The 24,397-nt window shown below is 61.5% G+C and carries 22 protein-coding genes and 1 pseudogene; 4 read left to right on the top strand and 19 right to left on the bottom strand.

Annotated features, from left to right (window positions below):
* Nucleotides 1-51: 51 nt before the first annotated feature.
* The 12 genes from trpA to VFE81_RS15245 all read right to left on the bottom strand — a co-directional run bounded on the left by trpA (nucleotide 52) and on the right by VFE81_RS15245 (nucleotide 13,931).
* Nucleotides 52-864 (bottom strand): tryptophan synthase subunit alpha, encoded by an 813-nt coding sequence (trpA, locus tag VFE81_RS15300; RefSeq protein WP_325045400.1) that lies wholly within the window; start codon nucleotides 862-864, stop codon nucleotides 52-54.
* Between the two features lie 33 nt (nucleotides 865-897).
* Nucleotides 898-1,815, bottom strand: a complete 918-nt coding sequence (locus VFE81_RS15295; protein WP_325045399.1) for a site-specific DNA-methyltransferase — start codon at nucleotides 1,813-1,815, stop codon at nucleotides 898-900.
* 11 nt (nucleotides 1,816-1,826) lie between these two features.
* Entirely contained in the window at nucleotides 1,827-3,020 is a 1,194-nt protein-coding gene (gene trpB, locus VFE81_RS15290; protein ID WP_325045398.1) for a tryptophan synthase subunit beta, read from the bottom strand.
* Between the two features lie 60 nt (nucleotides 3,021-3,080).
* The gene (locus tag VFE81_RS15285; RefSeq protein WP_325045397.1) at nucleotides 3,081-3,794 is read right to left on the bottom strand and encodes a phosphoribosylanthranilate isomerase; all 714 of its coding nucleotides are present in this window, start codon (nucleotides 3,792-3,794) and stop codon (nucleotides 3,081-3,083) included.
* Nucleotides 3,791-4,603 (bottom strand): tRNA pseudouridine(38-40) synthase TruA, encoded by an 813-nt coding sequence (truA, locus tag VFE81_RS15280; protein ID WP_325045396.1) that lies wholly within the window; start codon nucleotides 4,601-4,603, stop codon nucleotides 3,791-3,793. The genes VFE81_RS15285 and truA overlap by 4 nt, the downstream gene beginning before the upstream one ends.
* Nucleotides 4,600-7,311 (bottom strand): FimV/HubP family polar landmark protein, encoded by a 2,712-nt coding sequence (locus VFE81_RS15275; protein ID WP_414695598.1) that lies wholly within the window; start codon nucleotides 7,309-7,311, stop codon nucleotides 4,600-4,602. The genes truA and VFE81_RS15275 overlap by 4 nt, the downstream gene beginning before the upstream one ends.
* Before the next feature lie 169 nt (nucleotides 7,312-7,480).
* On the bottom strand, nucleotides 7,481-8,602 hold the full coding sequence (gene asd / locus VFE81_RS15270; protein ID WP_325045394.1) for an aspartate-semialdehyde dehydrogenase: 1,122 nt from the start codon (nucleotides 8,600-8,602) through the stop codon (nucleotides 7,481-7,483).
* 370 nt (nucleotides 8,603-8,972) lie between these two features.
* Nucleotides 8,973-10,040, bottom strand: a complete 1,068-nt coding sequence (gene leuB / locus VFE81_RS15265) for a 3-isopropylmalate dehydrogenase (RefSeq protein ID WP_325045393.1) — start codon at nucleotides 10,038-10,040, stop codon at nucleotides 8,973-8,975.
* Nucleotides 10,041-10,117: 77 nt separating this feature from the next.
* Entirely contained in the window at nucleotides 10,118-10,771 is a 654-nt protein-coding gene (gene leuD / locus VFE81_RS15260; protein WP_325045392.1) for a 3-isopropylmalate dehydratase small subunit, read from the bottom strand.
* 86 nt (nucleotides 10,772-10,857) lie between these two features.
* On the bottom strand, nucleotides 10,858-11,016 hold the full coding sequence (locus VFE81_RS15255; protein ID WP_028196115.1) for an entericidin A/B family lipoprotein: 159 nt from the start codon (nucleotides 11,014-11,016) through the stop codon (nucleotides 10,858-10,860).
* Between the two features lie 5 nt (nucleotides 11,017-11,021).
* Nucleotides 11,022-12,431, bottom strand: coding sequence for a 3-isopropylmalate dehydratase large subunit (gene leuC / locus VFE81_RS15250; protein WP_325045391.1), 1,410 nt, complete (start codon nucleotides 12,429-12,431; stop codon nucleotides 11,022-11,024).
* Nucleotides 12,432-12,680: 249 nt separating this feature from the next.
* On the bottom strand, nucleotides 12,681-13,931 hold the full coding sequence (locus tag VFE81_RS15245) for a DUF1479 domain-containing protein (protein WP_325045390.1): 1,251 nt from the start codon (nucleotides 13,929-13,931) through the stop codon (nucleotides 12,681-12,683).
* A gap of 147 nt (nucleotides 13,932-14,078) precedes the next feature.
* Here VFE81_RS15245 and VFE81_RS15240 point away from each other — a divergent pair.
* A pseudogene (locus tag VFE81_RS15240) lies at nucleotides 14,079-14,944 on the top strand (helix-turn-helix domain-containing protein).
* An 84-nt stretch (nucleotides 14,945-15,028) separates the two neighbouring features.
* On the opposite strand, the gene gltA reads toward VFE81_RS15240, so the two are convergent.
* The 7 genes from gltA to VFE81_RS15205 all read right to left on the bottom strand — a co-directional run bounded on the left by gltA (nucleotide 15,029) and on the right by VFE81_RS15205 (nucleotide 21,032).
* Nucleotides 15,029-16,330: a citrate synthase gene (gene gltA, locus VFE81_RS15235; RefSeq protein ID WP_325045389.1), complete on the bottom strand. Its 1,302-nt coding sequence runs from the start codon at nucleotides 16,328-16,330 to the stop codon at nucleotides 15,029-15,031.
* An 84-nt stretch (nucleotides 16,331-16,414) separates the two neighbouring features.
* The gene (locus VFE81_RS15230; RefSeq protein ID WP_325045388.1) at nucleotides 16,415-16,690 is read right to left on the bottom strand and encodes a succinate dehydrogenase assembly factor 2; all 276 of its coding nucleotides are present in this window, start codon (nucleotides 16,688-16,690) and stop codon (nucleotides 16,415-16,417) included.
* An 85-nt stretch (nucleotides 16,691-16,775) separates the two neighbouring features.
* Nucleotides 16,776-17,480, bottom strand: coding sequence for a succinate dehydrogenase iron-sulfur subunit (locus tag VFE81_RS15225; RefSeq protein ID WP_007178777.1), 705 nt, complete (start codon nucleotides 17,478-17,480; stop codon nucleotides 16,776-16,778).
* 24 nt (nucleotides 17,481-17,504) lie between these two features.
* A complete protein-coding gene (gene sdhA / locus VFE81_RS15220; RefSeq protein WP_325045387.1) occupies nucleotides 17,505-19,280 on the bottom strand; it encodes a succinate dehydrogenase flavoprotein subunit in 1,776 nt (591 codons plus the stop codon).
* A 4-nt stretch (nucleotides 19,281-19,284) separates the two neighbouring features.
* Nucleotides 19,285-19,653, bottom strand: a complete 369-nt coding sequence (gene sdhD, locus VFE81_RS15215; RefSeq protein ID WP_054034791.1) for a succinate dehydrogenase, hydrophobic membrane anchor protein — start codon at nucleotides 19,651-19,653, stop codon at nucleotides 19,285-19,287.
* Nucleotides 19,654-19,657: 4 nt separating this feature from the next.
* Entirely contained in the window at nucleotides 19,658-20,074 is a 417-nt protein-coding gene (gene sdhC, locus VFE81_RS15210; RefSeq protein WP_325045386.1) for a succinate dehydrogenase, cytochrome b556 subunit, read from the bottom strand.
* A gap of 157 nt (nucleotides 20,075-20,231) precedes the next feature.
* Nucleotides 20,232-21,032: a GntR family transcriptional regulator gene (locus VFE81_RS15205; RefSeq protein WP_325045385.1), complete on the bottom strand. Its 801-nt coding sequence runs from the start codon at nucleotides 21,030-21,032 to the stop codon at nucleotides 20,232-20,234.
* A 507-nt stretch (nucleotides 21,033-21,539) separates the two neighbouring features.
* Here VFE81_RS15205 and VFE81_RS15200 point away from each other — a divergent pair.
* From VFE81_RS15200 to VFE81_RS15190, 3 genes are all read left to right on the top strand, one after another.
* The gene (locus tag VFE81_RS15200) at nucleotides 21,540-22,523 is read left to right on the top strand and encodes a malate dehydrogenase (protein ID WP_325045384.1); all 984 of its coding nucleotides are present in this window, start codon (nucleotides 21,540-21,542) and stop codon (nucleotides 22,521-22,523) included.
* Between the two features lie 203 nt (nucleotides 22,524-22,726).
* On the top strand, nucleotides 22,727-23,743 hold the full coding sequence (locus VFE81_RS15195) for an HpcH/HpaI aldolase/citrate lyase family protein (RefSeq protein WP_325045383.1): 1,017 nt from the start codon (nucleotides 22,727-22,729) through the stop codon (nucleotides 23,741-23,743).
* 159 nt (nucleotides 23,744-23,902) lie between these two features.
* Nucleotides 23,903-24,397, top strand: a 495-nt coding sequence (locus VFE81_RS15190; protein ID WP_325045382.1) for a citrate/2-methylcitrate synthase, incomplete at its 3' end; no start/stop codon positions are given.

Genomic DNA, 24,397 nt, shown 5'->3' with positions numbered 1-24,397 from the left:
AAACGGCGGGACGAACCCGCCGCTCACACTACAGGAGACAAAAAATTACTGTTATCGGGCAGTCGCGACGCTATCGATCGCCTCGCGCACTTCAGCAATGAAGCGCGTGAGCGTCTCAGCGGCGGCTTCGGGGGCCGCTTGTTCGAGCAATTGCACGATACGGCTGCCGATCACGACGGCATCGGAAACTTCCGCCACCGAACGCGCCGTTTGCGCATCACGGATGCCGAAACCGACGCCCACCGGCAGGGGTACGCGCGACTTGATGGCCGGGATTTTACTCGCGATGCTGGAAACGTCCAGATTTGCCGCGCCGGTTACCCCTTTCAACGACACATAATAGACGTAGCCGCTGGCGATTTTGCCAACTTCTGCGATGCGTTCGTCCGTGGAGGTGGGCGCAAGCAAAAAGATCGGATCGATGCCAGCAGATCGCATCTGTTCAGCGAAGTTAGTGCACTCTTCCGGTGGATAGTCGACAACTAGCACACCGTCTACCCCTGCTTCCTTCGCAGCCTTGGCAAACGCTTCGGTGCCCATGCGTTCGATCGGATTGGCATAGCCCATCAGCACCACCGGCGTCTTGTCGTCAGTTTCGCGGAAGCGCTTCACATCGGCCAGCACGTGGCGCAGCGACACGCCATGCGCCAGCGCGCGTTCGGACGACTGCTGGATCACCGGGCCGTCGGCCATCGGGTCGGAAAACGGTACGCCAAGTTCGATCACATCGGCGCCCCCGGCGGCGAGCGCATGCATGAATTCGACCGTGCGCGCCGGGTCCGGGTCGCCGGCCGTCATGAACGGAATCAGGCCTTTCTTACCCTGGGCGGACAACGCGGCAAACGTGTTCTTGATACGGGACATGGAATATTCTCGGATTTTTAAGCTACTGCGCGCTTACTGCGCCTCGGTTTGCTGCTCAGCCTTGGCCGCATTCTTGCGGGTTTTGCGAGCGACAGTGGGCGCCGACGCGGCCGCGCTCACGCGTTCGCGCGCTATTGCGCAGTAACTTTCATTGATCTCATAGCCGACGAATTCGCGCTGCTGCCGGGCGCAAGCGACTGCGGTGGTGCCGCTGCCCATGAACGGGTCGAGCACGCGCCCGCCCTTCGGACAACTTGCCAGCACCATCCGCTCGACGATTTCCAGAGGCTTCTGGGTCGGATGATCGACGCGTTCGGCGTGTTGCCGATGCAACCGAGATACCGACCAGACGTCCTTCGGATTATAGCCAAGCTCCAACCACTTGCTGCCTTCGAACAATTTACGCGAACGCGCCTTCTTCGTGACGGCATCGTACGGGATGCGGACGGGATCGAGGTCGAAAAAATAATCTTTCGACACCGCGAAAAAGCCGATGTTGTCGTGCACCGAGGTGAAACGGCGCACCGTTCCGCCCATGCTCGGCACACGCCGGTCCCAGATGATTTCGTTGATCATCGTGAGTTTTGTCTTCAGGAAGCTGAAGATTTCCGGTGCGTACTGCCACGTGCAGAAGATATAGAGCGAACCCGACGGTTTGAGCTTCGGAATAGCCAGTTCGAGCCAGCCACGTGTCCAGGCGAGGAAATCCTCGCCGGAGCGCATGTCGGAGTCGTTGCCATAATCCTTGCCGAGCCCATAAGGCGGATCGCAAAGGATCAGGTCGATCGACCCGTCGGGGATGTTCGCCACATCGGTCAGAAAATCGCGGTTCAACAGTCGGATACCGGCGGGCACCTGCGGCAATAACGGTGCAGGTGCCTCGGCCGCCGCGACCTCGGCGGCCAGGGTGGTTTCAAGCGCCGGTTGCGGCTCGTCGAACTCGTCGCGCATCGTCGCGGCGCTCAGAACTGAATGCCCGATCGCTCAGCGACCGTATGCATGTCCTTGTCGCCGCGGCCCGACAGATTGACCAGAAGGACCTTGTCCTTCGGCAACGTCGGCGCGAGCTTCGCGGCATAGGCCAGCGCGTGGCTGGATTCCAGCGCCGGAATAATGCCTTCGATACGGCAGCAATCGTGGAAGCCCTTCAGCGCTTCTTCGTCGGTGATGCTGACATATTGCGCACGATTGCTGTCTTTTAGCCACGCGTGCTCAGGGCCGACGCCCGGATAGTCCAGACCGGCCGAGATCGAATGTGTTTCGATGATCTGACCGTTCTCGTCTTGCAGAAGATAGGTGCGGTTACCATGCAGCACACCCGGCGTGCCGGCGATCAGCGAGGCTGCGTGCCGGCCGGTTTCGATCCCGTCGCCCGCTGGCTCGACGCCGATCAGTTGCACCGAAGCGTCGTCAATGTACGGGTAAAAGATACCCATCGCGTTCGAACCACCGCCAACGCACGCAATCACGGCGTCGGGTTGGCGACCGACCAGTTCGGGCATCTGCACCTTGCACTCGTCGCCGATCACGCGCTGGAAATCGCGCACCATCATCGGATACGGATGCGGTCCGGCCACCGTGCCGATGATGTAGAACGTGTTTTCGACGTTGGTCACCCAGTCGCGCATCGCTTCATTGAGCGCGTCCTTAAGCGTGCGCGAACCAGACGCCACGGGCACGACGGTCGCGCCGAGCAGCTTCATCCGGTACACGTTGGCAGCCTGGCGGCGCACGTCCTCCTCGCCCATGTAGACCACGCATTCCATGCCGAAGCGCGCCGCAATGGTCGCGGTCGCCACGCCATGCTGGCCCGCGCCAGTTTCGGCGATCACGCGCGGTTTGCCCATGCGCTTGGCGAGCAGTGCCTGGCCGATCACGTTATTGATCTTGTGAGCGCCGGTGTGATTCAGGTCTTCGCGCTTGAGGAAAATCTGCGCGCCGCCGAGCATTTCGCTCCAGCGCTGTGCGTGATAAATCGGGGACGGACGACCCACGAAATGCTTCAGTTCGCGCTCGTATTCGGCGACGAATTCCGGGTCTTTCTGATATTTCTCGTACGCGGCACGCAGCTCGTCGAGTGCGTGAACCAGCGTTTCAGCGACGAACACGCCGCCATATGGGCCGAAATGGCCTCTTTCGTCAGGCAAGTTATACATGGTGATCACTCTTCTCAGTGTGGCGCGCGGTTTTCATAAGATGAAACCCCGTCGCCTGAATCATTCGGCGTCCGCTGCGCGCACCGCGCGTACGAACGCCGCCATCCGGGCGTGATCTTTCACGCCCCGGGCGCCCGGCACTTCGATGCCGCTCGAGACATCGACCGCGTACGGGCGCACGCGATGGATCGCATCACTGACGTTTTGCGCGTTCAACCCACCACTCAAAACGGCCCGACGCGCGAGCTCTGCTGGAATAAGTGACCAATCGAAAACCTTCCCGCCGCCGCCATAGCCCTCGACATGGGTGTCGAACAGAAGGCCGCTGGCTGCTGAATAGTTAAGCGCTGATTTTACCAAATCTGCCGGTTGAGTATCCGCCGCGATTCGCAACGCGCGCAACCAAGGCAAACCCGCAACCCCAGCAAGGGTTTCGCACTGCTCCGGGGTTTCGTCACCATGAAATTGCAGCAGCGTGAGCCCGACATTGCTGACGACTTCGCGGATCCAGTCCGGCGTAGCGTTGACGAACAAACCGACTACCGACACAAACGGCGGCACGTCATGCACCAGCTCGACGGCCTGCGCAACGCTCACCGAGCGCGCGCTCGGCGGATAGAACACGAGGCCGATCGCGTCGGCGCCGAGGTCGATCGCTTGCGTCAGGTCTTCCGGCTTCGAGAGGCCGCACAGTTTGATACGCGTGCGATGCGGCGTGGCTTGCTGTTGCGCGCCGGCGGTAGCTCCGGACGCCAGATTTTCAGTTGATTTCATGTTTGCGCTTGCTCGGTCCATACGGTACTCCACGGCACACTGCCGGTCTGCGGCGCGGGCACGGCGAAGTGCTCAGGATAGCCCACCTGCGCCAGGTACAGGCCGTCAGGCATGAAAGTCGGCGCGGCACAGTCGCGATCGCGGCTGGCGAGAACCTCGGCCATCCACTCGGCCGGATGGCGTCCGCGGCCGATATCGACGAGACAGCCCATCAGGTTGCGCACCATATGGTGCAGGAACGCGTTCGCCCGAAAGCGGAAATGAACGAAGTCGCCCTGTTGCCGAATGTCAATCTGATACAGATGCTTGACCGGCGTTTTCGCCTGGCATTGCGACGAACGGAACGCCGAAAAATCGTGCTCGCCGATCAGGTTGGCGGCGGCGGTCCGCATGGCGTCGCCGTCGAGCGGTGTGTGTATCCAGCCGGCCCGCGTAGCCTGCATCGGCGAGCGGAACGGATGGACGTACAGGACGTAGTAATAGGTCCGCTCGAACGCCGAAAAGCGCGCGTGGAACGCGTCGGGCATCGGCTTGGCCCACTGCACGGCGATCGTCTTCGGCAGAAAGGCGTTGGTGCCGCGGATCCACGAAAAGTCCGTGCGGTCGAGTTCAGTGTCGAAGTGCACGACCTGGCCGAGGCCGTGCACGCCCGTATCCGTACGACCCGCCACAACGGTCTGCACGGGCATTTGCGCGAACTCGCGCAACGCCCGTTCGAGCTCGTCCTGTACGGTCTTGCGGTGCAGCTGCGACTGCCAGCCGCAGAATGCCGAGCCGTCGTACTGGACGCCTAGCGCAATACGCTTCACGACAATGGCGCGAGCGTCGAGAGCAGCGCGCGGGCGTCGGTACGCGTGGCCGGATCGTTCGCTTCGATCACTTCGTTGATGAGCGTGCGCGCGCCGGACAGATCGCCGAGGTCGATATATTCGGCGGCCAGATCGAGCTTGTTGCGGGCGATGCGGGCGAGATCGGCCTGCGTAAAGGCGGGCAACGGCTGAGCCGGGCTCGGCGGCAACTCGAGGTCGAAATCGAGCTTCAGCGCACCGAAACCGGCCGCGCCCAGGCCCGCAACGGCTGCATGGCCTGCGGTGCCGGCGGCGATTTCATCGGCGATGTGCGGGGTGTTATCCGGATCGTGCGGCGTCACGGCTTGCTGCGCTGCGGTTTCCGGGGATGCAACCGGCTGTGCCGCCAGCGACTCGGGTGTGCTCACCGCTGCGTCGGTCGATTCGACGCGCGGCGGCAATGGCATGTTGAGACTGCTGAATGCATCGACGGCGTCGCGTGGGAACCCGGTCGGGACGGACGGCGCGGGCTGATTCTGCGCGACGGGTGCCGGTTCGACATTCGGTGCGCCATCGGGCGTCGCGGTTTCGACTTGCTGATGTGGCTGCGGTTGCGGTTGCAGCTCATAGGACGGCCGATGCGTCGGTTCGACGTGGGTCGCGTCCTGTTGGGCCGTGGGCACTGCCGGCACGGATGTATCCGGCACCGGATGCGTCGGCGTGTCGCCGTGCGGCTGCCCGAACGGCGACGTCGGAGATGGCTCAACTTGCTGTTGCGCGAAATCGATGACCGGTGGCGGGGTATCGAGATGATTCTGCGGCTCAACAAACGGCTCATTCGTCGCCGCTGCCGACGGCGCGGCCGGCGCGCTCGATGCCGGTTCGTCGTCCCATTGCAGGCGGTGCGGAGGCACCTCTTGCTGGAAGGTCTCGCTGACCGGTTCAAGCGACGTCAGCGGCAAAGCTTCAGCACCGAGTTCCGCGGCGGCTGCAAGGCTCGCAGCGGTGGTCGCTCCGTCGAGATTTTCGTGATGGGCTGCAGGAAGCGGTTCGGACGTGAAACCGCCTTGGGCGGTGGGCACGACGTCAGGGCTCGGCTGCTCAGGTTCAATGGATGCGGCGGGCGCTGGGTGGCTTTCCTGCCACGCGTGCTGGGAAGTGCTGGGGTCCTGTGCGGGTAAGCCTGTGTATGGGTGATGGGCTGCCACTTCGTGTTCTGCTGCGGCTTGTTCTGCTGGTTCGTGTCCTGCCGCGGCTTGCTCTGCTGCTGCACGCTCCGCAGCGGCATGGTCCGCCCCCGCGTGTTCGGTTGCTGCGCCCTCTGCACTTTCGTTCTCTGCTGCCTCACGCGCGGCCGCTTCCCGCTCAGCCGCCGCGCGAATTTCCGCTTCGCGCTCCGCTGCCACGCGCTCAGCCGTTTCCCGTGCCGCTGCTTCACGCTCTTCGGTCTCGCGGTCAGTCGCCGCCAGCGCCGCTGCATGCTGCGCTGCCGCTTCATCGCTCGCGTCCGACACATCCCGGGCCGGCACCTGTTCGGGCGTCGAAACGACATCTTGCTGCGTCCCAGCCGCTCGCGCCGAAGCCGCCGCTGCGTCCTCCGCCAGTGAGCCTCCAGCCGCGGCAACACCGGCGCGCTTACGTCGACGCAGACGCAAAGCCGCCAGCAACACGACCAATGCCGCGCCGATCGCCGCTGCCACGCTCAAATTCGTCTGCGAGATGCCGACGTCGTTCGACGTGGAAATTGCGGCGCCACCATGACCGGAAACGGCCGCCGCAGACGAAACGCCAGCAGCCGGCTGTGCACCGTTCGTCAAAGGAGTGCCCGTCACGGCGGGCGCACCGCCGATGCCATGTTTCTGCAACTCCATCAGCACGCGGTTTTTCAGCGCAAGCAATTGCTGCAAGCTGGACACCTGGGCACGCGGTTGCGATGCCGGCTGTGCAGTGGCCGTCACGGGAGCAGATGCTGTGACAGGCGCCGACGCATCTTCCGCAGGCTCGCTGGCCGAGGGCTGGATCGCGCCCGACCAGACATGTGCACCGCTGACCGGCAACGCGCCTGAAGCCTGTGAGCCCGCTACGGGCGCCGCCGCAATCGCGCCGGCCGCTGTCGAGCTACCCGGCGTCGCCGGGCTTGCTTCAGCGGTCGAACTGGCCGTCCCTGACACCGCAGGCGTGGCCGGGGCTACAGCGCGAGCCGCAGCGCTTGCCGCGCTCGCTGCCGCGGCATTGACCTGCGCCACGCCGCTCGCGACGCCAACCGCAGCACCGACTGCCGCCGCGTTCGGCGCGGAAGCAGGCGTGGCCGTAGCCGTAGCCGTAGCCGTAGCGACCGACGATGCGGCAGATGCAGACCCCGCAACCGGCGCAGAAGCCGCCAGCGCGCCCGACGCATCCAGCGCCGGGATCGTCAACAGCGCGCCTATGCGCATCCGGCTCGGGTCATGGCTCATGAAGGCATTCGGATTCGCATCGAACAGCGCGCGCGAAGCGCGTGCGAGCGTTCCCCGATCGTGCGATTGCGTGACGGCAATTGCCACGTCGTTCAACGACTGTCCGGGCCGCACCGTATATTGACTCCCGGCGGCGTAAGAAACGGAGGCGCCCTCCGGCGCACTCGCGGCGTCGCCGGGCGCGGCCACCGCGCTACCAACGCCGACACCAGTCAGCGCGAACGCCAAGGCGGCCGCGGCCGTCAGCCGGCCCGTACCTTGATGCATAAACATAGCCCGAAGGGAAGAGAGTCGAAGGTTCATCGGGACTCCTGGCGCGTCAGCGCGCAGCCCTTTTTTGCGGTTGGAAAGAGACAAGATAATCGGAGCACACAATGAAAAAAGCGCCGCGCAAGCGCGACGCTTCTTGAATTTTCTACGCGTCGTGAGCGCGTAGTTTACTTTACTTGTCGAGCACAATGCGAAGCATGCGACGCAGCGGTTCTGCGGCGCCCCACAGCAGCTGATCGCCAACCGTGAAGGCCGACAGATATTCGCCGCCCATCGCCAGTTTACGCACACGGCCGACCGGCACGGTCAACGTGCCCGTCACCACGGCCGGGGACAGATCGCGCATGGACGCTTCGCGTTCGTTCGGCACGACCTTGACCCAGTCGTTGCCCGACGCAAGGATGCTGTTTACTTCGTCCAGCGGCACGTCCTTGTTCAGCTTGATGGTCAGCGCTTGCGAGTGGCAGCGCATTGCGCCGATGCGCACACAGAGACCATCTACGGGGATCGAACCCGGCGTGCCCATGGCCGGCTTGCCGAGGATCTTGTTGGTTTCCGCGCCGCCCTTCCACTCTTCCTTCGACATGCCGTTGCCGAGATCCTTGTCGATCCACGGAATCAGCGAGCCGGCGAGCGGCACGCCGAAGTTGTCGGTCGGCATACGGTCGCTGTTCATTGCGCTCAGCACGCGGCGGTCGATGTCGAGAATCGCCGACGACGGATCAGCCAGGTCTTCCTTGGCCGCACCGTACAGCGTGCCCATTTGCTGCAGTAGTTCGCGCATGTTCTGCGCGCCCGCGCCCGAAGCGGCCTGGTACGTCATGGCCGTCATCCAGTCGACGAGGTTTTCGCGGAACAGGCCGCCGAGTGCCATCAGCATCAGGCTGACCGTGCAGTTGCCGCCGATGAAATTCTTCTGGCCCTTGACCAGCGCGTTCTTGATCACGTCGAGGTTGACCGGATCGAGAATGATGACCGCGTCATCTTTCATACGCAGCGACGAGGCCGCGTCAATCCAGTAGCCGTTCCAGCCCGCTGCGCGCAGCTTCGGGAACACTTCGTTCGTGTAATCTCCGCCCTGGCACGAGATGATCGCTTCGCACTTCTTCAGGTCTCCAATGCTTGTCGCATCTTTGAGCTTGGTCTCGTTTTTGGCGAACGACGGCGCGTTGCCGCCCGCGTTGCTGGTGCTGAAAAACACCGGTTCGATCAAGTCGAAATCGCCTTCCTGCTGCATACGTTGCATCAGGACGCTGCCGACCATACCGCGCCAACCTACGAGACCTACGTTCATGACTTCATACCCTTCGAATGGAAACTTCCCCGCATCTTTGCCCGCAGTGACCGCGCGGGGAAGATGAGCGGGCACGACGGACGATCAGCGTTTCGTGATCGTTTTCGGGGTAATCGTTTTAATGAGCGCTTTGGTGGTAATGACGAACTCAACCACACGGGCCGTTTTGCCGTGGAGTGTCGAAATCGAGGAGATTTGAGCTGTGTGCGCCATCGCTACAATATACACGAAAACCGGAATCTGGCGACGTCATCAGCCGCCGCTATCGTCCGTATTACGCGCGAATCGGCCTGTTTCAAGGCCAATTCGCGTTTTAAAGGCCGTTTGACGACCTAACTACCGCCGTTACGACTTCCTGTTTCAAAGCGCCTTACAGCGCGGCGACCACCGCGTCGCCCATCGCCACAGTACCGACCTGCTTGCAACCCGGCGTCAGAATGTCGCCGGTGCGGAAACCCTGTTCCAGCACCTTCCTGACCGCGGTTTCGATGCGATCCGCCTGTTCCGCCTTGTTCAGCGAATAGCGCAGCATCATCGCGGCCGAGAGAATCGTTGCCAGCGGATTCGCCACGCCCTTGCCGGCGATGTCCGGCGCCGAACCGTGCGACGGCTCGTACAAGCCTTTGTTGTTCTTGTCGAGCGAGGCCGACGGCAGCATGCCGATCGAACCCGTCAGCATGGCGGCTTCGTCGGAGAGAATGTCGCCGAACATGTTGCCAGTCACGACCACGTCAAACGCCTTCGGTGCCTTCACCAACTGCATCGCGGCATTGTCGACGTACATGTGCGACAACTCGACGTCAGCGTATTCCTTCGACACGTCGATCATCACGTCACGCCAGAACTGCGACGTTTCGAGCACATTGGCCTTGTCCACGCTCGTGAGCTTCTTCTGGCGCTTTTGCGCGGCCTGAAACGCCACGTGCGCAATGCGGCGCACTTCGGGTTCCGAATAACGCATCGTGTCGAAGCCTTCCTTCGCGCCTTCGAACAGCCCATCCGGCGACGAACGCACGCCGCGCGGCGCGCCGAAGTAGATGTCACCGTTCAGTTCACGCACGATCAGGATGTCGAGGCCCGACACAATCTCTTCCTTCAACGACGAAGCGCCCGTCAGTTGCGGATAGCAGATCGCCGGACGGAAGTTCGCGAACAGCTGCAAGTGCTTGCGCAGACCGAGAATCGCCTGCTCCGGGCGCAGCGCGCGTTCAAGCGAGTCGTACTTCCAGTCGCCGACGGCGCCGAACAGGATCGCATCGGCTTCTTTCGCCAGTGCCAGCGTCGAATCGGGCAACGGATGACCCTTCGCTTCATAGCCCGCGCCGCCAACCGGCGCTTCTTCGAGTTCGAACTTTTCGCCGAGCACGTTCAGGACCTTGACGGCCTCTTTGACGATTTCGGGACCGATGCCGTCGCCCGGCAAGACTGCGATCTTCATGCGAATTCCTTGATGGTTTTCTTCGAGACTTGTGACTATGAATCAGCGAGCCGTAAGGCGCTCAGGCCTTCAGGCTTTTACCCGACGATACGGTGATTCAGCCAAGGCTGCTTCGTGATCCGTTCGGCTTCGAACTGGCGAATCTTGTCCGCGTGACGCAGCGTGAGGCCGATGTCGTCGAAGCCGTTCAGCAGGCAATACTTGCGGAAGCCCGCGACTTCGAACGGATACTCAGCGCCGCCGTCCGACGTACGCACGACTTGCGCTTCCAGATCGACGGTCAGCTTGAAGCCGTTGAACGCGTAGGTTTCGTTGAACAGGTGATCGACTTGCTGTTCGGTCAGCACGATCGGCAGCACACCGTTCTTGAAACAGTTGTTGTAGAAAATATCGGCGAAGCTCGGCGCAATGATCGCTCGGAAACCATACTGCTCCAGCGCCCACGGCGCATGCTCACGCGAACTGCCGCAACCGAAATTCTTGCGCGCCAACAGCACCGATGCGCCCTGATAGCGCGGCTGGTTCAGTACGAAATCCGGATTCAGCGGACGCTTCGAGTTGTCCTGACCCGGCTCGCCGTGGTCGAGGTAACGCCATTCGTCGAATGCGTTCGGACCGAAGCCCGTGCGCTTGATCGACTTCAGGAACTGCTTCGGAATGATCGCGTCCGTATCGACGTTTTCGCGATCGAGCGGCGCCACGACGCCGGTGTGTACGATGAATTTATCCATGACGCTTGCGCCTGTTTCAAGACCGGGCGATGCGCGTGACGGCCGGAAAGCCGCTCGCTACATTGCCGGCAAAAATCAAAAACCGCTTATTTGTCAGCGTGGTTGCTGATCGAATTGCCGAGGTGCGACATGTCCTCGCCGAATCCGTGCACCGTGTTGCAACCGGCCAGACCGAGCAGTAGCCCAGCCAGGGTACCGAGTGCGAAGCGGCGCAATAGAGTGGTGCGATTCATGTTCTTCATCATGCGAATTATCCAAGCTTGCGAATATCGACGAAATGCCCCTCGATAGCCGCAGCGGCAGCCATCGCGGGGCTCACGAGGTGGGTACGGCCACCGGCGCCCTGACGACCTTCGAAATTACGATTCGACGTGGACGCGCAACGCTCGCCCGGATCCAGCCGGTCGGCGTTCATCGCAAGACACATCGAGCAACCGGGCTCACGCCATTCGAAACCGGCATCGGTAAAGACCTTGTCGAGGCCTTCGCGTTCCGCTTGCGCCTTCACCAGACCCGAACCCGGCACTACCATGGCCAGACGGATGTTCGGCGCGACGCGGCGGCCGAGCTTCTTCACAACGTATGCCGCAGCACGAATGTCTTCAATGCGCGCGTTGGTGCACGACCCGATGAAGATTTTATCCGGCTTGATGGATTCGATCAGCGCATTCGGTTCGAGCGCCATGTATTTCAACGCGCGCTCCATTGCGTCACGCTTAACCGGGTCTTTTTCGCGTTCCGGATCCGGCACGCGGCCGTCCACGGCGGTGACCATTTCCGGCGACGTGCCCCACGTGACTTGCGGCACGATTTCCGCAGCGTTCAGCTCGACCACGCGATCGAATTGCGCGCTGTCGTCCGACTTGAACTGCTTCCAGTACTCGACCGCGTGATCCCATTCGACGCCTTGCGGCGAGAAGGGGCGACCCTTCAGATATTCGACGGTGGTGTCGTCCACGGCGACCATGCCGGCGCGCGCGCCGGCTTCGATCGCCATGTTGCAGACCGTCATGCGGCCTTCCATGGACAGCGCGCGAATCGTCGAACCGCCGAATTCGATCGCGTAGCCGGTGCCGCCTGCCGTGCCGATCTTGCCGATGATCGCGAGCACGATGTCTTTCGCGGTACAACCGCGCGGCAACGGGCCTTCGACCTTCACCAGCATGTTCTTGCTCTTTTTCTGCAAGAGCGTTTGCGTGGCCAGCACGTGCTCGACTTCCGACGTGCCGATGCCGTGCGCCAGCGCGCCGAACGCGCCGTGTGTGGACGTGTGCGAGTCGCCGCAGACGATGGTCATGCCCGGCAACGTAGCGCCCTGTTCCGGCCCGATGATGTGCACGATGCCCTGACGCAGGTCGTTCATCTTGAACTGCGTGATGCCGTAGGCGTCGCAGTTCGTATCCAGCGTATCGACTTGCAGTTTGGAGACCGGATCGGCGATGCCGTGACTGCGATCCGTGGTGGGGACGTTATGGTCCGACACCGCCAGATTCGCGCTGATACGCCACACCGGACGCTCAGCCAGCTTCAGGCCTTCAAACGCCTGAGGGCTGGTGACCTCGTGCAGCAGGTGACGGTCGATATAGAGAATCGTCGTGCCGTCTTCTTCCGTGTGGATCACGTGTGTGTTCCACAATTTATCGTAGAGAGTCTGTGCCATGGTATGCGGGTAGTAATGACTGCGGGCTGACTGTGTCGGTCGATTATGCCACGCAGAACCCCGCTTTGGGCCCTTCAATCACAGAGAAAACCGATAAAAAACAGGGAGTTGGGTGGTAGTGGCGATACCTGTATGGGCGTTACCCGGCACGGGATTGCGTGGCGTGCGCGATGCAACGCCGCGCATATTCGTGGGTTCGCGCGGCGTGGCGCTGCATGCGCCAACACGCGCGGCCATGCACATTCAGGCTCAGCGTTCGAGATCGAACCCCAGTTGGGCACGCCCCTGCGGCGTCAAATCGCTTTCCTGCGCACGGCCGATGAAGTCTGTTTCGAAGTGATCGGCCGGGAAATCCGGCGGACTCTCGCCACGCAGGAAGCTCGGCAGTTGGCGCTTCAGGTACGCCTCGTTTTTTGCGCACCACGGCGCCGACGAGATGTACATCACGTTGCTATAGCCGCTGCCGCGATGCGCGTCTTCCACGGAATGCACGACGTCGCTGTGCCAGAACACGGCGTCGCCCGCTTGCATGTGCGGGATCGGCGTGACCGCTTCGAGCAGCAGGTTGTGCCATTCAGGTTTGATCGACAGTGCACGCGCCGGCTGTGCGCCGCAGAGTTCGTCCTCAGGAACGTCGTCCTGCAAGGCGCGCAGGATCACGTAGGCCATGGCGTTGGCGATTGGGATCAATTGCAGCGTTCCATCGCCGGGGCCTTGCGGCGTCAGCGCGGTCCAGCCCTGGAAGGTGCGGAACATCGAACATACGGCTGGCGACGGAATCTCCTGCACATCGGGGCGGAAAGCGGCGTCGAACGGATCGTACGCGCGCCAGTTGCCCGACAGCACGTGCCGGTACACCTGCTGGAAATTCGGATCGAGCCAGCGCTCGACCGAGCCGCCGTCGACATGCGGTGACAAACCCAACGATTCCGAACCCGGCGGCCGGCGGCGGATACGGTCCGCGTACACCGGCACGCGCTCTGGATCGAAGTGCTGCTTCCCTTCGCTCTCCGACGTCCACAAACGATTGAGCAACACGCGCGTGTTCGTCAGTTGTTCGGACTGCCGCGCCTCCGTTTGCGGTTTCGACCAGTACACGCCATAGATCTGCGGCTTGCTCGATGAGAGATTGCCGAAGTACTTATCCTCCGCGCGGTGCGCGAGCTTATCGTCGAGGTTATTGCGCTCGACGTATTGCGCGATTTCATCGTTCCAGTCGCCGGCTTGCTGGCGAGTGAAAACCCCGCGCACCACGCATGCGCCGCGCATCTTGATCTGGGCGATCGTAGCTGGGTCGATGCCGCCGGAAACGATACTCGCGTAGTCGAATACGGGAATGGCTTCGCGTCCCTCCTCGCGGTCACGGCGGATGGCATCGACCTGCTGCCGGATCGCGTCTTCGACTTCGTTGAACACCTGCGCATAGTTCGGCAACGCGGCGCGCAGCGCGCGTTTCGTGGTGCGGATCGCTTCCGGAAGATTGTCGATTACGAGCGGCATGGCTTGTCTCCTTGCATCGGTTTTGTGTGGGGCTAAAGTGCATCCAGATTAGGGAGCTTTGGCGCCTGGCATGCATCTTTTTCGGCCAATTATCGATACAATTCTGACATTCGCCGTTTTTCCTTCCCGCGGCCAGGGGTGTGTAGCGTGAAACCTCAATACGAACGCGTCACCATCCCCGACGGCTGCTCGATCCGCGTCTACCATCGGCAGCTCGCGCAGATCCCGTTCGAGTGGCATCACCACCCCGAATATGAACTCACGCTGACGATGAATAGCCGTGGCCGGCGCTTCATCGGCGACCATATCGCCGATTACAACGGCGACGATCTCGTGCTGGTGCCGCCGGACATGCCGCACACGTGGGCGTCGACGGAGCCGATCGATGCGCGTGAACCGCAGGTGGCGATCGTGGTGTGGTTCAGTGGCGATTGGGCACGGCGGATGGCTGATTGCTGCCCGGAGTTTGCATCGTTGCGGACGTTACTCAGGTGCGAGCAATGCAACAGGGGCAACGCGCGCAGACGGGCGCCTTCGCGCCCGCTGTCACGCCGGGCGGCAGTGCGTCGGAAGCGGAGCGGCTAAATCGCGTGCTTGATCTGCTTGATCGGCGTTTCCAAGAACCGCTGCGCGTGGCCGAGTTATGCGAGGTGGCCAACCTCTCAGAGCGCTCGCTGCACCGCTACTTCGTGCGACATGTGGGCGAGAGCGTCGGACGCTATCTGAACCGGCTACGCATCGGCTATGCGACACGGCAGTTGACCGATACAGGCTGGCCGATCGCGCTGATCGCGACGAAAGCCGGTTTTCCAAATCTCGCCAATTTCAATCGACAATTCCTGTCGGCACGCGGCGTGACGCCTAGCGCATATCGGCGTTTTTTCGAAACACATGGGCACGCACCGAAGGACGCCACCGCCACGCCGGCCAACCTCGAAATACGGCCACCTTCGCTCGAGCGAGCCCGGCGACGCCAAGCACGCGCGCCCCAAAACAAAACGCCCCAACGGTGAACCCGTTGGGGCGTTTTCCATCAGCCAGATTCTGCGTTGATTCGTAGCGAACGAACCACTACAAACTACGCAGACTCAACCCGATCAACGTTGCGCAATCGGTTTCGCTTCACGTTGCGTATCACCGATAAACAGTTGACGCGGACGGCCAATCTTCTGTTCCGGATCGGCGATCATTTCGTTCCACTGCGCAATCCAGCCCACCGTACGCGCCATCGCGAAGATACACGTGAACATCGACGTCGGGATGCCCAGCGCGCGCTGAACGATACCCGAGTAGAAGTCGACGTTCGGGTACAGCTTGCGCGACACGAAGTATTCGTCTTCCAGCGCGATCTTTTCCAGTGCCATGGCCAGCTTGAACAGCGGGTCGTCGTGCAGACCCAGCTCTTCCAGCACTTCGTGGCAGGTTTCGCGCATCAGCTTCGCACGCGGATCGTAGTTCTTGTAGACGCGGTGACCAAAGCCCATCAGCTTCACGCCCGAGTTCTTGTCCTTCACCTGCTTGATGAACTCAGGAATGTTGTCGACCGAGCCGATTTCTTCCAGCATGTTCAGTGCGGCTTCGTTCGCACCACCGTGCGCCGGGCCCCACAGGCAAGCGATACCGGCCGCGATACATGCGAACGGGTTAGCGCCCGACGAACCGGCCAGACGAACCGTCGAGGTCGACGCATTCTGTTCGTGGTCTGCGTGCAGGATCAGGATACGATCCAGTGCGCGCACCAGCACGTCGTTGACCTTGTACTCTTCGCACGGGTTCGAGAACATCATGTGCATGAAGTTCGCGCTGTACGACAGGTCGTTCTTCGGGTACGCGAACGGCTGCCCGATGCTGTACTTGTACGCCATCGCCACCAGCGTCGGCAGCTTCGCGATCATGCGAATGGCCGACACGTCACGGTGACGCGGATTGTTGATGTCGAGCGAGTCGTGATAGAACGCCGACAGTGCACCGACCGCGGCAACCAGAATCGCCATCGGGTGTGCGTCACGGCGGAAGCCACGGAAGAAGAAGTGCATCTGCTCGTGCACCATCGTGTGCTTCGTGACGGTGTCGACGAATTCCTTCTCCTGCGCTGCGTTCGGCAGTTCGCCCTTCAGCAGCAGATAGCAGGTTTCGAGGAAGTCGGCGTTTTCCGCGAGGTTGTCGATCGGGTAGCCGCGATACAGCAGCTCGCCCTTGTCCCCGTCGATGTAGGTGATCGCCGAATTGCACGCCGCCGTCGACATGAAGCCCGGATCGTACGTGAACTTGCCGGTCTGGCCGTACAGTTTGCGGATGTCGATCACGTCCGGGCCGAGAGTGCCCTTGTAAATCGGCATTTCAACGCTCGGCGAATTGTCGCTGAACGATAGCGTGGCTTTAACATCTGACGGGGTCATAGCACATCCTCAATCGAAGTATGGAAACAGGGTTTCGATAATTTGCACGCCTGGAACAACGGACACGCGGCGAACAAGCGGCGCTCAAGCGTTGCGCAACAGCTCCAGCACCCGGATCACATCCGGGTCGGCAAGGTCGCCTTCCGGTTCCTTGCGGACCAGCAGCAAGTCCATCAGGTCGTTATCGCTCAGCTCGAGCAGGCGCGTGAGAGCGCCCACATCGGCATCGCTGAGGTCATGCTCATATCGGCTGAAAAAACGCTCAAAGATCAGATCGTTTTCCAGCATGCCGCGCCGCGCGCGCCAGCGAAGGCGCGCGCGGCGTAGGGGGTCGGACTGATGCGATGTTTCGGTGTTCATGTCAGTACGCGCCGGGCCGCTCCCAAGCGTACTGACCGCCCCCTCGGGGGGCAGCGAACGACAGGGAGCGTGGGGGTTGTTCATCCTAGACTGCGCGGCGAACCATCAATTCCTTGATCTTGCCAATCGCCTTGGTCGGGTTCAGGCCCTTCGGGCAAACGTCGACGCAATTCATGATCGTATGGCAACGGAACAGACGGTACGGATCTTCCAGGTTGTCGAGGCGTTCACCCGTCGCTTCATCACGGCTGTCCGCGATGAAACGATAGGCTTGCAACAGGCCAGCCGGGCCGACGAACTTATCCGGATTCCACCAGAAGCTCGGGCACGAGGTCGAGCAGCTAGCACACAGAATACATTCGTACAGGCCGTCGAGCTCGTCGCGTTCTTCCGGCGACTGCAGACGTTCCTTTTCCGGCGGCGGCGTATCGTTGATCAGGTACGGCTTGATCGAATGATACTGGTTGAAGAACTGCGTGAAGTCGCAGATCAGGTCGCGCACAACAGGCAGACCCGGCAGCGGACGCAGCACAATCTTTTGCGGCAGGTCGTTCATGTTCTGCAAGCAGGCCAGACCGTTCTTGCCGTTGATGTTCATCGCGTCCGAACCGCACACGCCTTCGCGGCACGAACGGCGGAACGACAAGGTTTCGTCGACTGCCTTCAGCTTCAGCAGCGCATCGAGCAGCATGCGTTCGTGCGAGTCGATTTCGATCTCGTACGTCTGCATGCGCGGCGCTGCATCCTTGTCCGGGTCGTAGCGGTAAATTTCAAATGTACGCTTAGCCATTTCTGAATTCCTTTGACTTGTGCCTTAGAAGGTTCGCGCTTTCGGCGGTACCGATTCGACGGTCAGCGGTTGCATGTGAACCGGCTTGTAGTCGAGGCGATCGCCTTCGCTGAACCACAGCGTATGGCGCAGCCAGTTTTCATCGTCGCGATGTTCGAAGTCGTTTTGCGCGTGCGCACCGCGGCTTTCCTTGCGCGCTTCGGCGGAAACCATCGTGGCGCGTGCCACTTCGATCAGGTTCTCCACTTCCAACGCTTCAACACGGGCGGTGTTGAACACCTTCGACTTGTCTTTCAGGTAGATGTTGTCGACACGGTCAGCCACTTCGCGAATTCGCTCCACGCCTTCGGCCAGCAGCTTCGACGTGCGGAACACGCCGGCATGCGCCTGCATCGTGGAACGGATTTCGGCCGCAACGGTTTGCGAGTATTCGCCCGATGTGGATTTGTCCAGCTTGTTCAGACGTGACAGTGAGAAATCGGCAGCGTCGGCCGGCAGCGGCTTGTGCTCCTTGATTTCCCTCACATGCTTGACGATGTGGTTGCCGGCCGCGCGGCCGAACACCACCAGGTCGAGCAGCGAGTTCGTGCCGAGACGGTTTGCGCCGTGCACCGACACGCACGAGCATTCGCCCACTGCGTAGAAACCGTTGACGACTTCTTCATGAGCCTTCGACGTGCCAACGACCTGGCCGTTGATGTTCGTCGGGATACCGCCCATTTGATAGTGAATGGTCGGCACAACCGGAATCGGCTCTTTAATGCAGTCGACGTTCGCGAACTTCATGGCGATTTCGCGGATCGACGGCAAACGCTTCATGATCGTCTCAGCGCCGATGTGCGACAGGTCGAGCAGCACGTGATCCTTGTTCGGACCCACGCCGCGGCCTTCCTTGATTTCCTGGTCCATCGAACGCGAAACGAAGTCGCGCGGCGCCAGATCCTTCAGGGTCGGCGCGTAGCGTTCCATGAAACGCTCGCCGTTCGAGTTACGCAGAATGCCGCCTTCGCCACGCACGCCTTCGGTAATCAGCACGCCCGCGCCGGCCACGCCGGTGGGGTGGAATTGCCAGAATTCCATGTCTTGCAGTGCGATGCCCGAACGTGCGGCCATGCCCAGGCCGTCACCGGTGTTGATGAACGCGTTCGTGGATGCCGCGAAGATCCGGCCCGCGCCGCCCGTAGCGAACAGCGTAGTCTTGCCTTCGAGGATATAAACGTCGCCGGTTTCCATTTCCAGCGCGGTCACGCCGAGCACGTCGCCGTCGGCGTCGCGGATCAGATCCAGCGCCATCCATTCGACGAAGAATTGCGTCTTGGCAGCAACGTTTTGCTGGTACAGCGTGTGCAGCAGGGCGTGACCGGTACGGTCAGCGGCCGCGCAAGCGCGTTGCACCGGCTTTTCGCCGTAGTTCGCGGTATGGCCGCCGAACGGGCGTTGGTAAATCGTGCCGTCCGCATTGCGGTCGAACGGCATACCCATGTGTTCCAGTTCGTAGACGGCGTTCGGTGCTTCACGGCACATGAACTCGATCGCGTCCTGGTCGCCGAGCCAGTCGGAACCCTTGATCGTGTCGTAGAAGTGATAGTGCCAATTGTCTTCGCTCATGTTGCCGAGCGATGCGCCGATGCCACCTTGGGCAGCGACCGTGTGCGAGCGCGTCGGGAACACCTTGGACAGCACGCAAACCGACAGACCGGCGCGCGCGAGTTGCAGCGAAGCGCGCATTCCCGAGCCGCCTGCGCCGACGATAACCACGTCAAATTTGCGACGCGGCAGAGAATTCTTGATTGCAGCCATTCTTTTACACTCTCCAGAGAATCTGCGCAGCGTAGCCCGCACATGCGAGCAGCCAGACGATCGTCAGCGCTTGAAGAAACAGGCGCGTGCCAACGGGCTTCACATAGTCCATCCAGATGTCGCGGATACCAACCCACGCGTGATAGAACAGCGACAGCAGCGTGACAAACGTGGCGAGCTTCATCCATTGCGTTGCAAAGATCGACGCCCAACCGTCATACGAGAAATCGCGCGCGCCGAAGAACCAGGCGAGCAGGATCACCGTGTAGACGGCCATGATGCAGGCGGTAATGCGCTGGGCAAGCCAGTCGCGCAGACCGTAATGTGCGCCGACGACGAGGCGCTTCGGACCGATTCGGTTATTAGCTGCCATTTTTTTAGAATGCTCCGAAGAGTTTGAGCGCAAAAGCAATCGTCAGAAGCGACGAAACGACCAGCACCACGATGGAGGTTTGCTTGCCCTTCTCTTTAGTCGTGAGGCCGTGGCTTGTGTCCATGAGCAGGTGACGCACGCCTGCGCAGAAGTGAAACAGGAAGGCCCACGCGAGAACGAGCGTGATGAGCTTGACGATGATGTTGGAGAGGAAGCCCTTGAAGACTTCGAAACTGAGTTCGGAAGTCAGGCTCTGATCGAAGAGGTACAGCAGGAACGGAAGAAAAACAAAAAGCAGCAACCCGCTTACGCGGTGCAAGATCGACACTCGCCCCGCTAGCGGTAGACGGTATGCCGTCAAAATCTGCCCGATACCGATGTTCCGGAATTCCGGCCTCGGTTTTTTTACGGCTTCAGCCATGCTAGACCCCTACTATGTAGTCACACTAATCCGCAATTTTAGCGCCTTTTTATATCGCGCTGCAGCGAAAACCACTACAGGTCCGTTACAGCGTGCGCGATAAAGGCGCCTTCAAACAGGCGCGCGTGTGGGACGCGGCGCCTTTTTTCGCCCCGATTCAGCTCAGATCGTTCTGATAGTAATACCCGGTTGTGACATACCAACCACGGCGCACCTCAACCGGCCGGTCACCATATGTATAGGACACGCGCTCGACCGAAAGCAGCGGAAAACCCGCCGGTACATGCAGCAGATCGGCGACCGAAGGATCAGCCGCGACCGCCCGGATCTTCTCCGTTGCGCGGATCATGCGCGTGCCGAATTCCGTCTCGAACATTGCATAAAGGGGACCTTTATACTCCGACAGCCGTTCGAGCGTGAGCCCGCGAAACACCGCGCCGGGCAACCAGATTTCGTCGAGTACGGTGACTTCGCCGTCGAACTGCAGCAAGCGCTTGATCAGCACCACCGGATCGGCGGGCTTCAGATCGAGTTGCCGGGCGATGTCCGCCGAAGCGCGTAAGCGCCGGCATTCAAGCAGGCGGCTGACGTGCGGATGTTCCGCGCCGTCATCGGCCAGTAATCTGAGGAAGCGAAACTGGGCACGGTCTTCATTGTGCGTTGCAACAAAAGTACCCTTACCCTGGCGGCGCACCAGCAGGTTGTCGGCGGCAAGCTCGTCGATCGCTTTGCGCACTGTTCCCTGACTGACCTTGTATCTGGCCGCCAATTCGACTTCACTAGGAATGATCTCGCCAGGTTTCCATTCGCCGCTTTCGAGACTCTGCGTAATCAAGCCCTTGATCTGCTGATACAAGGGGCTGAAAGTGGGCGACGTAACGGGTGTGGCGGCGGATACACCCTCGCCCGTGGCCCCATGGCCGTTCGGATTCGCGGTGTTCGCCTGGTTCGAAGTCATCCGCGCATTTCATCATAAAGGGCCGTGCCGCGTCTAGGGTTTTCCCCGCAACAGATATGTCTTATATAAGACATAAGATAATGTTGACTTTGTGTCTGACGGCTCCTACACTCCTTGTCGAGCAAGGGTTTGCGGGGTTTTCGGCGGCTGTTTTGCATGATGCAATACAGCACCGCAGCGCACCGGCAGCCACTCTGCACCATGCTGTTCCCACGCAGTCCAGGTTTCGATTCGCCGCCATTCGTTGGTCAGACGCTTGCCGAAACGCGCTGTTTGCAGGAGCCCGCACCGTGCAGCGGCTACCCGGCGCCAACATGCCCCGCTTCCCGCTCCTCAGCAGCACAGGTTCCGGCATGGCGGTCTTGCCGCAGCGCGCCGCACAGCCTCGGCAAATTACGAGGCCGTACGCGAACAGTGAATTCCGCCGTGTTTCACAACGCTTCGCTGAACGCGCATATAGAATGGCGTTTTCCCTAGCGTCTAACGCATCGTCCTGGAGATTTCTCAATGGCTAAGCCCGCAAAGCGCGTTGCCGTCACCGGCGCCGCAGGTCAAATTGCTTACTCCCTGCTGTTCCGCATCGCCAATGGCGACCTGCTCGGCAAGGATCAGCCGGTTATTCTGCAACTGCTCGACCTGCCGCAAGCGCAAGGCGCCGTCAAAGGCGTCGTGATGGAACTGGATGATTGCGCATTCCCGCTGCTGTCGGGCGTCGTGATCACTGACGACCCGAAAGTTGCATTCAGGGACGCAGACGTTGCCCTGCTGGTCGGCGCACGTCCGCGCTCGAAAGGCATGGAGCGTAAGGACCTGCTGTCGGCAAACGCCGAAATCTTCACGGTTCAGGGCAAGGCGCTGAACGAAGTCGCCAGCCGCGACGTGAAGGTGCTGGTGGTCGGCAACCCGGCCAACACGAATGCTTACATCGCGATGAAGTCGGCGCCGGATCTGCCGAAGAAGAACTTCACCGCCATGCTGCGCCTGGACCACAACCGCGCGCTGTCGCAACTGGCTGCCAAGTCGGGCAAGCCGGTCGCTTCGATCGAAAAGCTGGCTGTGTGGGGCAACCACTCGCCGACCATGTACCCGGACTTCCGCGTCGCAACTGCAGAAGGTCAGGACCTGACCAAGCTGATCAACGACGAAGAATGGAACCGCAACACGTTCATCCCGACCGTCGGTAAGCGCGGCGCAGCGATCATCGAAGCGCGCGGCCTGTCGTCGGCAGCGTCGGCGGCTAACGCTGCAATTGACCACGTGCGTGACTGGGTGCTCGGCACGAACGGCAAGTGGGTCACGATGGGTATTCCGTCGGACGGTTCGTACGGCATTCCGGAAGACATCATCTACGGTGTGCCGGTGACCTGCGAAAACGGCGAGTACAAGCGCGTTGAAGGTCTGGCAATCGACGCGTTCTCGCGCGAAAAGATGGACGGCACGCTGAACGAGCTGCTCGAAGAGCGCGAAGGCGTTCAACACCTGCTCGGCTAAGCGCCCGATGCAGAAGAACCGGGACTCCGAAGCTTCACCGCGGCGGGTTCCGGTTTTTTACGTGCGAATGCAGGTATGGCGCTTCGCCACGCCGGCATTTGCATCTGATCCGAATGTGTTTTGCGCGGCTGCGTGACCATGGCCGAACAGAGCGCATCCGCATCAGATTTCCCTAACGACCACCCACGCCCCTGACGCCGAAGATGCGCGCCCTCACACCCGCCGAAGTGCTGTTTGACGGCGAAGTGCCGCCCGCTGTGCTGCCTGCCTGCGATCACTACGCCGGCAGCGAGAAGCTGATGCTGAAATCACTGGCATTGCAGCAGCAACTCGGCCCGGTGTTCGACATCACGCTCGATTGCGAAGACGGCGCGCAGGTCGGCCACGAGGCCGAACACGCGGAGCTGGTCGCGTCGCTGCTGGGCAGCGAGCATGACCACTTCGGCCGCGTCGGCGTGCGGGTCCACGACTTCGACCACCCGCACTGGCGTGAGGACGTCCGTCTCATTCTGCGCGCTGCAAAGCGAGTGCCCGCTTACATCACCCTGCCGAAGATCCGCAACGTTCCTGATGCCGCCGAAATGGTCGCCTTCATCGAGGCGACGCGGCGTGAACTCGGCATTGCTCAGCCGGTGCCGGTGCAACTGCTGGTCGAAACACATGGCGCGTTGACGCGCGTGTTCGATCTGGCCGCGCTGCCCGGGGTCGAGGCGCTGAGCTTCGGCCTGATGGACTTCGTCTCCGCACACGACGGCGCGATTCCCGATACCGCCATGCGCTCGCCCGGTCAGTTCGATCACCCGCTGGTACGGCGCGCGAAGCTCGAGATCTCGGCGGCCTGTCACGCGCACGGCAAGGTGCCGTCGCATAACGTCAGCACGGAAGTGCGTGACATGAGCGTGGTTGCCAACGACGCTGCCCGCGCCCGCAACGAGTTCGGCTACACGCGGATGTGGAGCATCCATCCGGCGCAGGTCGAGGCGATCGTCGCCGCGTTTGCACCACGCGACGAGGAAATCGTCACCGCAACTGAAATTCTGCTCGCTGCGCAGTCCGCTCATTGGGGACCGACGCGCTATCAGGACACGCTGCACGACCGCGCGAGCTATCGCTATTACTGGTCGGTGCTGCGTCGCGCGCAATCCACTGGCCGCGCCGTCCCGCAAGACGCTGCGCCGCTTTTCGCGGAAGTGGGCGCTAACGGGCAAGTCGCATCATGAGCACGATGGTTAACGCAGCAGCCCGCATAGCAGCGCTGAACGGCGCTCTCATGTGGAGCCGTGTAAGCGAGTCCCAGCAGCGTCTCCGCAGCAAGGAGCAGACGCCGAATGCGCGGTTCAACCAGAAGTAGTGAGCAGACACAAAGGAGATTGCGGGAGATGAGCGAGACGACGCAAACCGCCGTCGCACAAGGCGAGAACGAACCTAAAAGCGGCTTCAGGCCGAAGAAATCCGTTGCCCTGTCCGGCGTGACGGCCGGCAACACCGCGCTGTGCACGGTCGGCAAGACTGGCAACGATCTGCATTACCGCGGCTACGACATTCTCGACATCGCCAGCGCGTGCGAATTCGAAGAAATCGCGTATCTGCTGGTCCACGAAAAGCTGCCGACGCAGGCTGAACTGACCGCCTACAAGACGAAGCTCAAGGCGCTGCGCGGCCTGCCCGCCAACGTCAAGGCCGCGCTGGAATGGATTCCGGCCGCCGCGCATCCGATGGACGTGATGCGCACGGGCGTCTCGGTGCTCGGCACCGTGCTGCCGGAGAAAGACGACCACGACCTGCCCGGCGCACGCGACATCGCCGACAGGCTGATGGCCTCGCTCGGTTCGATGCTGCTGTACTGGTACCACTACTCGCACAACGGCAAGCGC

The organism is Paraburkholderia sp., assembly GCF_035656215.1.
Classification (GTDB): Bacteria; Pseudomonadota; Gammaproteobacteria; order Burkholderiales; family Burkholderiaceae; genus Paraburkholderia.
This window is presented reverse-complemented; position numbering and strand designations above follow the sequence as displayed.

Bases quoted from the DNA above. Each gene is read 5' to 3' on its own strand.
- VFE81_RS15285 (WP_325045397.1), bottom strand. From the start codon at position 3,794: ATGAAATCAACTGAAAATCTGGCGTCCGGAGCTACCGCCGGCGCGCAA.
- VFE81_RS15295 (WP_325045399.1), bottom strand. From the start codon at position 1,815: ATGCGCGACGAGTTCGACGAGCCGCAACCGGCGCTTGAAACCACCCTG.
- sdhC (WP_325045386.1), bottom strand. From the start codon at position 20,074: ATGGCTGAAGCCGTAAAAAAACCGAGGCCGGAATTCCGGAACATCGGT.
- VFE81_RS15245 (WP_325045390.1), bottom strand. From the start codon at position 13,931: ATGCCGCTCGTAATCGACAATCTTCCGGAAGCGATCCGCACCACGAAA.
- sdhA (WP_325045387.1), bottom strand. From the start codon at position 19,280: ATGGCTGCAATCAAGAATTCTCTGCCGCGTCGCAAATTTGACGTGGTT.
- leuB (WP_325045393.1), bottom strand. From the start codon at position 10,040: ATGAAGATCGCAGTCTTGCCGGGCGACGGCATCGGTCCCGAAATCGTC.
- asd (WP_325045394.1), bottom strand. From the start codon at position 8,602: ATGAACGTAGGTCTCGTAGGTTGGCGCGGTATGGTCGGCAGCGTCCTG.
- trpB (WP_325045398.1), bottom strand. From the start codon at position 3,020: ATGTATAACTTGCCTGACGAAAGAGGCCATTTCGGCCCATATGGCGGC.
- VFE81_RS15225 (WP_007178777.1), bottom strand. From the start codon at position 17,480: ATGGCTAAGCGTACATTTGAAATTTACCGCTACGACCCGGACAAGGAT.
- trpA (WP_325045400.1), bottom strand. From the start codon at position 864: ATGTCCCGTATCAAGAACACGTTTGCCGCGTTGTCCGCCCAGGGTAAG.
- leuD (WP_325045392.1), bottom strand. From the start codon at position 10,771: ATGGATAAATTCATCGTACACACCGGCGTCGTGGCGCCGCTCGATCGC.
- VFE81_RS15275 (WP_414695598.1), bottom strand. From the start codon at position 7,311: ATGTTTATGCATCAAGGTACGGGCCGGCTGACGGCCGCGGCCGCCTTG.
- leuC (WP_325045391.1), bottom strand. From the start codon at position 12,431: ATGGCACAGACTCTCTACGATAAATTGTGGAACACACACGTGATCCAC.
- VFE81_RS15200 (WP_325045384.1), top strand. From the start codon at position 21,540: ATGGCTAAGCCCGCAAAGCGCGTTGCCGTCACCGGCGCCGCAGGTCAA.
- VFE81_RS15205 (WP_325045385.1), bottom strand. From the start codon at position 21,032: ATGACTTCGAACCAGGCGAACACCGCGAATCCGAACGGCCATGGGGCC.
- VFE81_RS15230 (WP_325045388.1), bottom strand. From the start codon at position 16,690: ATGAACACCGAAACATCGCATCAGTCCGACCCCCTACGCCGCGCGCGC.
- gltA (WP_325045389.1), bottom strand. From the start codon at position 16,330: ATGACCCCGTCAGATGTTAAAGCCACGCTATCGTTCAGCGACAATTCG.
- VFE81_RS15255 (WP_028196115.1), bottom strand. From the start codon at position 11,016: ATGATGAAGAACATGAATCGCACCACTCTATTGCGCCGCTTCGCACTC.
- sdhD (WP_054034791.1), bottom strand. From the start codon at position 19,653: ATGGCAGCTAATAACCGAATCGGTCCGAAGCGCCTCGTCGTCGGCGCA.
- VFE81_RS15195 (WP_325045383.1), top strand. From the start codon at position 22,727: ATGCGCGCCCTCACACCCGCCGAAGTGCTGTTTGACGGCGAAGTGCCG.